Origin of the sequence: Silvibacterium bohemicum (assembly GCF_001006305.1) — a bacterium.
In the GTDB taxonomy this organism is placed as follows: Bacteria; Acidobacteriota; Terriglobia; order Terriglobales; family Acidobacteriaceae; genus Silvibacterium; species Silvibacterium bohemicum.
This window is the reverse complement of sequence record NZ_LBHJ01000012.1, coordinates 92097-98153: the sequence shown is the minus strand read 5'-3', so window position 1 is coordinate 98153 and position 6057 is coordinate 92097. Positions and strand designations below refer to the sequence as shown.

The 6057-nt window shown below is 61.8% G+C and carries 5 protein-coding genes; 2 read left to right on the top strand and 3 right to left on the bottom strand.

Features of this window, described 5'->3' with window-relative positions; translation table 11 throughout:
• Together XX99_RS16835 and dcp are read left to right on the top strand one after the other, a co-directional pair.
• On the top strand, window positions 1-1057 hold a 1057-nt coding region (locus tag XX99_RS16835; protein ID WP_197081899.1), incomplete at its 5' end, for a hypothetical protein.
• A 76-nt stretch (window positions 1058-1133) separates the two neighbouring features.
• The gene (dcp, locus tag XX99_RS16830) at window positions 1134-3287 is read left to right on the top strand and encodes a peptidyl-dipeptidase Dcp (RefSeq protein WP_050061110.1); all 2154 of its coding nucleotides are present in this window, start codon (window positions 1134-1136) and stop codon (window positions 3285-3287) included.
• A 128-nt stretch (window positions 3288-3415) separates the two neighbouring features.
• Here the strand turns inward: dcp and miaA are convergent, their stop codons facing one another.
• From miaA to XX99_RS16820, 3 genes are all read right to left on the bottom strand, one after another.
• A complete protein-coding gene (gene miaA / locus XX99_RS16825; RefSeq protein WP_231581447.1) occupies window positions 3416-4417 on the bottom strand; it encodes a tRNA (adenosine(37)-N6)-dimethylallyltransferase MiaA in 1002 nt (333 codons plus the stop codon).
• Window positions 4411-4545 carry a hypothetical protein gene (locus XX99_RS28415; RefSeq protein ID WP_260315396.1) on the bottom strand — a complete coding sequence of 45 codons (135 nt, stop codon included), beginning with the start codon at window positions 4543-4545 and terminating at the stop codon, window positions 4411-4413. The genes miaA and XX99_RS28415 overlap by 7 nt, the downstream gene beginning before the upstream one ends.
• Before the next feature lie 343 nt (window positions 4546-4888).
• Window positions 4889-5782 carry an RluA family pseudouridine synthase gene (locus XX99_RS16820; RefSeq protein WP_050060579.1) on the bottom strand — a complete coding sequence of 298 codons (894 nt, stop codon included), beginning with the start codon at window positions 5780-5782 and terminating at the stop codon, window positions 4889-4891.
• Window positions 5783-6057 lie beyond the last annotated feature (275 nt).

The following is a 6057-nucleotide window of genomic DNA, read 5'->3' as shown; positions in this document are numbered from 1 at the left end:
AACTGGCACCGGCTCGGGCTCTGATAAAACCGCCAGCAACGCGCCGCCTGTCGATCCCGACCGTCCTACGCTGCATAAGCGAACGGATTCGGGCAGCGGGTCGAACTCGGGAAACACGTCCAATGCTGGCGGCAGCTCCGGTTCGAATAGCGGCTCGGGTACGGGTTCTGCGTCTGGAAGCGGTTCGACTTCAGGCAGTGGCGATTCCGGAAGCTCCTCGGGCAGCGGCAATGCTCCTTCGGTCGATCCTGATCGTCCCACGCTGCACCGTCATGGGAGTTCCGGGAGCAATTCCAGCGACAACGGCGCGCCGGTCTCGGCCACCATGGATGTCGATCCCGATCGACCGCGCCTGCGCCGGGGCGTCCCGACGAATCTCGAATCGCTCGACGTGCCGTCCAATGTCGAGATTGCCAAGCTGGCCGGGAAGCCGGAAAATCTTGAGCAGATGGTCGCGGTCTCCGACATAAAGACCCGGGAGCCGCATAACTTTGTTTATTCCTGGACCGATCCCGACACCGAAAAGAAGATGCAGTCCGCGCTCGAGGACATGGCGAAGAACCTGCTCGCCGGGAAGCCGATGCAGCCTGCCATCTCCAGCCAGCCTGCCCCGGCCAAGAAAACAACCACGGCGGCTGCAAGTCAGACCGCGACTCATCCTGGGACCACGCACCGGACGGCGAAGAAGCCTACTGCGCCGGCGCTGCCCGAGCTTGCGAACGAGCAGTTCAAGGCCTACGCGCTGACTTTTGGCGGCGGCGCCACGCTGGTCTTTTCGGCGCAGAGCACCATGCCTGACGGCAAGGTGAAATACGTCCTGCTTATCGCGCAGCCGGACTTCAACGGCACGCCGCAGGTGATCTACAAGCAGGTCACCAGCGAAGATGAACTCGATGTAATCCCGCGCATGCAGCTGGTCGATGCAGCCGACACCGACGCCGACAATCGCGCCGAGCTGATCTTCGAATTGGCCGGAAAGAAAGACCGGCAATATGCCATTTATAGGGTCGCCGGTGGCTCGGTCGAGCAGGTCTTTTCCACCGCGGGAAGTAGCTGACGGCTGGATTCGAAGCCCGCTACAATCTGCTGCAGTGAAATTCATGCTCAATTCAGCCTCGCAGGATAGACCTGGCATGGCACATCTCCGCATTCTGACCGCCGCTGGCGTGCTCGTCGCCGGCATACTCTTTTCCGCTCCCTCCCCCGCAATGGCGTTTACCACTATGGACTTCGGCCCCAGCAATCCCTTCTACGCTCCCAGCACGTTGCCTTTTCACGCGCCGCCCTTCGACAAGATCAAGGACAGCGATTACCAGCCTGCCATCGAGGCCGGCATGGCGCAGCAGCTTCGTGAGATCGAAGCCATCGCCGACAATCCCGCGCCTCCTACCCTCGAAAACACGCTGGTGGCCATGGAAAAGAGCGGCGAGCTTTTCAACCGCGCCACGCAGGCCTTCGATGGCGTCACTGGCGCGAACACCAACCCCACGCTGCAGGAAGTGAAGAAGATCGAGGCGCCCAAGCTGGCTGCGCACGACGACGCGATTTACCTGAACGACAAGCTCTTTCGGCGTGTCGAGGCGATCTACCAGCAGCGCGGTTCGCTGCATCTCGATGCCGAATCGCTGCGCCTGGTCGAGATCTACTACCAGAGGTTCGTCCACGCCGGCGCGAAGCTCTCCCCGGCCGACAAGGCCACGCTGAAGAAGCTGAATGAGGAGGCCTCATCGCTGTCGAATGCCTTCTCCTCCAAGCTGCTCGACGCCACCAAGGAAGCTGCGTACTTCACCCCGGACAAAGCTGCGCTCGCCGGCCTCAATGACGCCCAGATTGCCGCCGCGGAGCAGGCGGCGAAGGGACGCGGCAAAGAAGGCTACCTGCTGCCGCTGCAGAACACCACGCAGCAGCCCGATCTCGCCGGGCTGAGCGACCGCGCCACCCGGCAGGCGTTGTTCCAAGCTTCATGGACACGCGCCGTACGCGGCGACGCGAACGATACGCGCGATACGATTGCGCGCCTGGCCCAGCTTCGCGCCCAGAAGGCCAAGCTGCTCGGCTATCCCAGCTTCGCGGCCTGGAAGCTCGAAGACCAGATGGCCAAGACGCCCTCGGCCGCGCTTGCCTTCATGGATGGGCTGGTGCCGGCGGCAACCGCCAAGGCTGCCGGCGAGGCCAAAGACATTCAGGCTCTCATCGATAACCAGCATGGCGGCTTCACGCTCCAGCCCTGGGATTGGAATTTCTACGCTGAGCAGGTACGTAAGGCTCGTTACGATCTCGACGAGTCCCAGGTGAAACCCTATTTCGAGCTGAACAACGTCCTTGAGAACGGCGTCTTCTACGCGGCCGGCCAGCTCTACGGGATCACCTTCGAAGAGCGCAAGGATATCCCCGTCTATCACCCGGATGTGCGCGTCTTCGAGGTCTTCGACGCCGGCCACAAGCCGCTCGCGCTCTTCTATTGCGATTACTTCAAGCGCGACAACAAGAACGGCGGCGCGTGGATGAGCGAGTTCGTCGGCCAGTCCAGGCTGCTGGGCACGCTGCCGGTGGTCTACAACGTGGCGAACTTCACCAAGCCTGCGCCGGGCCAGCCTGCGCTCATCAGCTTCAGCGATGTCACCACCATGTTCCACGAGTTCGGGCACGCGCTGCACGGCATGTTCTCCGACACCGAATATCCGCTGCTCGCGGGCACCGACGTTCCCCGCGATTTTGTTGAATTTCCCTCGCAGTTCAACGAGCACTGGGCGCTCTATCCCTCCGTCTTCAGCCATTACGCCAAGCACTATCAGACGGGCGAGCCCATGCCCGCCGAGCTGGCGGCGAAGATCAAACAATCCTCCCGCTTCAACCAGGGCTACGCGCTCACCGAGCTGGTCGCTGCTGCCGAGCTCGATATGCAATGGCATACGCTTCCCGCCGATGCACCGCTGCAGCATCCGGACGAGTTCGAAGCCCAGGCGCTGAGCAAGACGCACTTATCGATCAGATATGTGCCGCCGCGTTATCGTTCTTCCTACTTTTCGCACATCTGGGGCAGCGGTTATGCGGCTGGTTATTACGCGTATCTCTGGAGCGAGATGCTGGACGACGACGCCTACCAATGGTTCGAAGACCACGGCGGACTCACGCGAGCCAATGGCGACCGCTTCCGCAAGATGGTGTTGTCGCGTGGCAACACCGAAGATCTCGAAGAGCTGTATGCCGCATGGCTGGGATCGAAGCCGCGCATCGAACCGATGCTGAAGTATCGCGGACTGGACCAGGCTCCGGAGTCGAAGTAGCGCCGTTTACTCTACATAGAAACCGTCATTTCGACGACCAACGGGAGGAAGAATCTCGGCGATGATGGCCCAACCACATCGCCGAGATTCTTCGCTACGCTCAGAATGACGTGGCGATTGAGCGGGTTTTAAGTGGTCCGCATTGCCGCTTCAACCGCCATCTCCGCAGCGCGAACAACCTCCGCCTCGTCGCCGAAGCCTTTGAGCCACTGCACCTCCGGCTCGCGGCGAAACCACGTGAGCTGGCGCTTGGCGTAGTTGCGATGCCCCTGCTGCGCGGCGGGAATCGCCTCCGCTACCGTCATCTCTCCCTGGAGAACGGCGCGAGCCTGCTTATAGCCGAGTGAGTCCAGCGGTCCCCGCACAGGTCCTGCGGGTGGTTCCCCGAATTTCTCGATGAGCCGGCGCGTTTCTTCGACCAATCCCTCGGAGAACATCTGCGCGGCACGCTGGTTGATGCGCGCGTAGAGCGCCTTCCGTTCGGGATCGAGGCCGATGCGGAGAATGCGATATCCGGTGAGCCGGTCGCGGCCCGCCTGCCACGCCTCGGAGATGGGCAGCCGCGAGGCCAGGCACACCTCGATGGCGCGGATCAGCTTCGGCGTGTCGTTTGAGTGAATTCTTGCCGCCGTCACCGGGTCCAGACGATGCAGGATGCGCCACAGCCATGCTCCCCCATGTAGCGCACGGCTCCGCTCCAGCCGCGCCCGCAGATCCTCGGAGCGCTGCGGTCCGGGGAACAATCCGTCGATCAGGGCGCGCAGATACAGCCCCGTTCCTCCGGTCACAATGGGCAGCCTGGACCGCGATGCGATGCCGGCGAGAGCGGCGCGCGCCAGCCGCGCGTAATCCCCGGCCGTGCATTGCTGGTTCGGCGCGAAGACATCGATGAGATGATGCGGGGCGCGTTGCCGCTCGGCCGGCGAAGGCTTGGCGGTGCCGATCTCCATCTCGCGATAGACGGCTACTGAATCGCAGCTGACGATTTCACCGCCGAAGCGCTCCGCCAGCGCGAGGGAAAGCGCGGTCTTGCCGCTGGCCGTGGGGCCGAGGAGTACTACGAGCAGCGGGGCGGGAAGCGAAGAACCGGGGAGCAAGGACTCGGGCGAAAGGGAGTTGGGATTTACCAAAAACGCCACCATCCCGGCGCAAACACGGAGTGCGGAGCTGCCCGCCACAGCGCGAAGATCGCGATCAGTGCGGCAATCACCAGCAGCCCGGTCACCTGGCGGCGCTTCAATCGTTCCCGTACGTCCACAGGCTTATTCTATTGCGGCTCGCAGCCGCATACGGCCGTTCATAAACAGCGCACATTACTCCCGGCAGAATGTCATGCAGCTCCCAGCCCGCCGATTTCAATCGGTTTCTTCCGGCAAGCAGGCTTCCGGGGATCGATCCGGCGGCGTGGAATTGATATTACCTCCGGACAGCGGTTGCTCCCCGGCCCCTTGTGTCCGGAAAAATTGGCTCCGCCGCTGCCAACCGCTTCGTGGAACAGACCTGAAACTCGCTTCGTCAGAATTCGAAATGGCGGGATCGCGCAGGTTTCAACGATCGCGCAGATTTGATTCGCGCCAGGATTTGATTGGCGCCGGGAGCGACTACTGCAATGGGAATCCAGACGGCAGCGCTGCCTCAAGATGGATTTGTTCTCCGGTGATGGGGTGCTGGAAATTCAGAAATTCCGCGTGCAGGAAATATCCTCCATCGCCGGGGAGGCCGGGGTGATTTTCAAGAGGCTGGCCGGTTACGCCGTATAGAGGATCGCCAACCAGAGGATGGCCAATGGAGGCCAGATGGATTCTGATCTGATGAGGGCGGCCCGAAGATAGAGTCACCTCAAATGTTGTGGCGCTTGTGGTGCGTGTGAGCACCCTTGCCAATGACTTGGACGGTTTGCCGTTGGGGCTGGCGGCCCAGACGGAACCGAGACGCGGGTGCGGTACGAGACCGATGGGGGTGAGAATTTCGTAGACGTCCTGCTGTGCAATGTTTTGCGCCAGCGCGCGGTAGATCTTTTGAACTTTGGCCGTGTTCCAGCTTGCGGTTAGATTCGAGGCCGCCTGCGGTGTCCTGGCAAAGAGGACGATGCCGGAGGTGCACCGGCCCAACCTGTGGACGGGGTTTGCGTTGGGGGCATGCTTTTGCACCAGACGCAGAAGGGTGTTTTCCATGAAGCCGCCGCCGGGGAGGGTGGGCAGCCCGCTGGGTTTGCTGACGGCCAACAGGTAAGCGTCATCGAACAGGACTTCAAAGTGTTGAGGGGCGTCCGGCTCGATCCAGGGCGGCCGGTTCCAGACAAGGGTCTGGCCTGCCGCGACAGATTCGCTTCCATCGGCGGTGATGTCGTTGAGAGCGACTTCGCCGTTGTTCAGTGCCTGTTGCCACTCTTGTGGGCTTGAGTGGGGGTAAAGGCTTGCCAGGTGTGCCAGCAGGGTTTGCCCATCGTATTTGCCGCCGATGATTGTGGTATAGGCATAGCCCCGATTGAGCATCTTGTTCGAGTGTAGGCTTTGTATCTGCGGCGGCAGTTGCCTGCTTTCCCAGCGACATGGGATTCAGGCACCAAGCACTCCCAATGCGCCCGCTGTGTGGAGAGGCCGGATTCCGCGCTCACCGCGCGGCAATCTCTTTCGCCGCAGTCCAGACAGACGCGCCTCTCGCCACCTATAACGTAAGCGCGAAACACAGTCGCGAACTCGCCTGATATTCAACCAAGGATGACGGAACGACATCCGGGCGATCCAGAGGGCTTCGCGTTCGTCAGCAT